A 3,790-nucleotide genomic window follows, 5' to 3' on the forward strand; every position below is an offset into this window, starting at 1 on the left:
CCTTAATGCTGCATTGTAAAAGGTTTTTTTTATTTTCGCAATCAGGAATTCAGATAACGTTTGTAATGGATAAGATATTAGTTATTGGTGCATGTGGGCAATTGGGCTCTGAACTTACTTTAGAGTTACGCAAGATTTATGGGGAAGCTAATGTGATTGCTTCGGATATTAACTTGCCCAAGAATGAGTTGGCTGATGGGGTGTTTGAGACCTTGGATGTTATGGATGCTCGTCGTTTGGGTGAGGTTGTAGACCATCATAATATCACTCAAATTTATCATTTAGCGGCAATTCTTTCGGCCGTTGGTGAAAAAAAGCCTGATTTTGCCTGGCGATTGAATATGGAGGGGTTAATGAATGTCTTGCAATTAGCAAAGGAAAAAAAACTCCATAAAGTGTATTGGCCTAGCTCCATTGCAGTATTTGGACCGGGAACTCCGAAACAGCTAACTCCTCAGGATTGTGTTATGGATCCAAATACAGTATATGGAATTAGTAAGTTAGCCGGGGAAAGGTGGTGTCAGTATTATTTTGAGAAATTTGGGGTGGATGTACGTAGCTTAAGGTATCCTGGACTTATTGGTTATAAAGCATTACCTGGTGGAGGTACCACAGACTATGCTGTTGATATTTTTTATAAAGCCCTTGAGGGAGAAAGATTTGAATGTTTTTTGGAAAAAGGCTCCTACTTGCCGATGATGTATATGCCTGATGCTATAAAAGCAACCATCGACTTAATGGAATCGGATGCTGCTAAGGTAAAAGTTCGTTCAAGTTACAATCTTGCTGCCATTAGCTTTGCGCCAGAAGATGTGGTTGAATCGGTGAGACAACATATTCCTGATTTAGAAGTAATTTATAAACCTGATTTCAGACAAACCATAGCAGATTCTTGGCCAGATAGTATCGATGATTCACGAGCACGTTCTGATTGGGGTTGGCAACATGCCTTTGACCTTGATAAAATGACCGCGGACATTTTTAAACATTTACCTGCACTTATTGAATAGGGTAGAAACACTAAAAATGGGTAATTCTATCTTGAATTTTGTTCGTTTTCTAATTTTTTTTGAAGCTATCTTTGATTAAGTAGTTGGAAAAAAGAAGGAAAGCTTAATTTAATTTTTAGCTTTGAAAGATCGGATGAAGGGGGGAATAAAGACTTTTTTGAGACATTTGGAAAGCTTCTCCTAATTATATTGATAATTTTCAGGGCATCAAATTAAAAGTTCGCTATATTAGAGGGCTTATTTTTGTGATTGAAACACCAGCTATTATATTTGGATAAAATTTGAATTTTACCAATGGGAGAATTTGAAAATATTGATTTAGTTGTAAAGGAAGGTATATTAATACTAACTATAAACCGTCCGGATAAGATGAATGCCCTGAATGTGGCAACGGTAGAAGAGATTCGGACAGCATTTCGTAGGGTTTACGATGATAATGAAATTAAGGGAGTTATAGTTACCGGGGAAGGTCCTAAAGCTTTTGTGGCAGGAGCTGATATTTCAGAAATTGCTGCCCTGAATGAAATGAATGGGCGGAAGTTTTCTGAAAATGGTCAGGAGGTTTTTGCCTTAATTGAAAATTGTCATAAACCGGTGTTGGCTGCTATAAATGGCTATGCCCTTGGAGGAGGTTGTGAACTGGCTATGGCCTGTCATATTCGAATTGCTTCTTCCAATGCTAAATTTGGCTTGCCGGAAGTTAGTTTAGGCATTATTCCCGGATATGGAGGTACTCAACGCTTGACGCAGTTAGTTGGTAAAGGAAAGGCAATGGAATTGATGATGACCGGAGATATGATCTCAGCGGAAGAAGCCAGATCGTTAGGTCTTGTAAATCATGTGGCCACTACTCAAGATGAATTGCTACCAACTTGTGAAGCCATGTTGCATAAAATTATTGCAAAAGCGCCATTGGCCATAGGTATGGTGGTAAGTTGTGCAAATGCAGTGTATACCCCTGGTGAAAATGGTTTCCAAACGGAAGCTAACTCATTTGGAAGTTGCTGTAAAACAGAAGATTTCAAAGAAGGAACTGCAGCATTTCTTGAAAAACGTACACCAAACTTTAAAGGAGAGTAATTTACTCTCCTCATTTTTTTATATCACTTCACTTTTCATTTATCCCGTATAGGTCTGTTCAAGACTTTTCAATTAAATTGTTCGGGGCTTCTTTCATTAGTTTTTACTTTTAGGCGGTGATATGAACCCACTAAAAAAACTAGCTGGTCAGACGGCGATTTATGGTGTCAGCAGTATTGTTGGAAGATTTTTAACCTATTTACTGACCCCTTTTCTTACGAAGATATTCATTTCGGGAGAATATGGAATTGTTTCCCAAATTTATGCCTATGTCGCTATTTTAAATGTAGTGTATACTTTTGGAATGGAAACGGCCTATTTCCGTTTTTCCTATAAATTGAAAGACGAGAGAGTGTATCATCAAACATTGACTGCCATTTTGGTGGTGGGAGGGTGTTTGTCAGCCTTGATTTATTTCAACTCCGCTTTTCTCGCCACCCTATTGGACATCCCTGATAAATCCCACATTATACGTTGGGTAGCGCTAATTCTCTTTATGGATGGGGTAGTGGCTATTCCATTTGCCAGATTGAGATATGAGGGAAGGGCAAAGAAATTTGCAACCCTAAAATTAATAGCCATATTTCTTCAAACGTCCCTAACGATTTTTTTACTGTATATTCCAAAAATCCTTAATTCTGGAATTCCAATATGGTTGCAATCTTTAATAGAAGTATTCCAGGTAGAGGGTTGGGGAGTTGAATATGTTTTTGTGGCTAATTTGGTTAGCAGTTTGTTTACCTTTTTGCTTTTAAGCCAATATTTGCTGAAGCTTCGTCCTCAGGTTAGTTGGGTTTATTTTAAGCCCATGCTTCTTTATGGGTTTCCCATATTATTGACAGGCCTTACAGGAATGCTTAACGATCAGTTTGCCACAGCTTTCTTTCCCTATTTGCTTCCAGAAGGCTTTTATCCTGGGAAAAGCACCTTGTCAGCATTGGGTATTTACAGTGCAACGTTAAAACTCAGCATTTTTATGGCCTTGGCCGTTCAGGCATTTAGGTATGCTGGGGAGCCTTTTTTCTTTTCCCAGGCCGAAGAAAAAAATGCTCCGGAGCTTTTCTCCCGGATTATGCATTATTTTGTGATCTTTTGTGTGATAATTTTAGTAGGAGTCACTCTTAATGTAAATATAATAGCAGATGTCTTTTTGAAAAGAAAAGTTTATCACGAGGCGCTTTATTTGGTGCCTATCTTGTTATTCGGAAGACTCTTTTTTGGTATGTATGTGAATTTTTCTGTGTGGTTCAAATTGACAGATAAAACCTATTTTGGCACGATAATTTCTTCCATTGGAACCATCATTACTTTATTGGGGAATTTTCTATTAATTCCGGTTTTAGGATATACAGGTAGTGCTTTGGCCAGTCTGTTTTGTTTTTTCTTTATGGCAATAATTTGCTACCAAACGGGGAAAAAGCGGTTTCCAGTGCCTTATGATTTAAAAAGTATTGGTTTTTACTTGCTTTCTGCTTTGGGAATGATCGCTGTTTCCCAATTTATTAGAATTGAAAACATGTGGGTGGATAATTTATTAAGAGTAGTTTTTACCCTTTCCTATATTCTTATCATATTTCTAATTGAAAAAAGAAAACTGGCTGTCCAAAGCTTATAATATTCTTTAAATTTGCAGTTTTTAAAAACTAAATTAATGAAAGTTAAAATTATAAATAAATCCCGTCACCCCCTTCCCTCTTATC

Annotated in this window: 3 protein-coding genes; all 3 read left to right on the plus strand. The window is 37.4% G+C overall.

Annotated elements, in window-relative coordinates:
• Positions 1-65: 65 nt before the first annotated feature.
• The 3 genes from E1171_RS05340 to E1171_RS05350 all read left to right on the plus strand — a co-directional run bounded on the left by E1171_RS05340 (position 66) and on the right by E1171_RS05350 (position 3,705).
• Positions 66-1,010, plus strand: coding sequence for an NAD-dependent epimerase/dehydratase family protein (locus E1171_RS05340; protein ID WP_155204818.1), 945 nt, complete (start codon positions 66-68; stop codon positions 1,008-1,010).
• Positions 1,011-1,304: 294 nt separating this feature from the next.
• Positions 1,305-2,090: an enoyl-CoA hydratase/isomerase family protein gene (locus E1171_RS05345; RefSeq protein WP_155204820.1), complete on the plus strand. Its 786-nt coding sequence runs from the start codon at positions 1,305-1,307 to the stop codon at positions 2,088-2,090.
• A 121-nt stretch (positions 2,091-2,211) separates the two neighbouring features.
• Positions 2,212-3,705, plus strand: coding sequence for a lipopolysaccharide biosynthesis protein (locus tag E1171_RS05350; protein WP_155204821.1), 1,494 nt, complete (start codon positions 2,212-2,214; stop codon positions 3,703-3,705).
• Positions 3,706-3,790: the final 85 nt, after the last annotated feature.

Source organism: Xanthovirga aplysinae (assembly GCF_009711365.1).
Lineage (GTDB): Bacteria > Bacteroidota > Bacteroidia > Cytophagales > Cyclobacteriaceae > Xanthovirga > Xanthovirga aplysinae.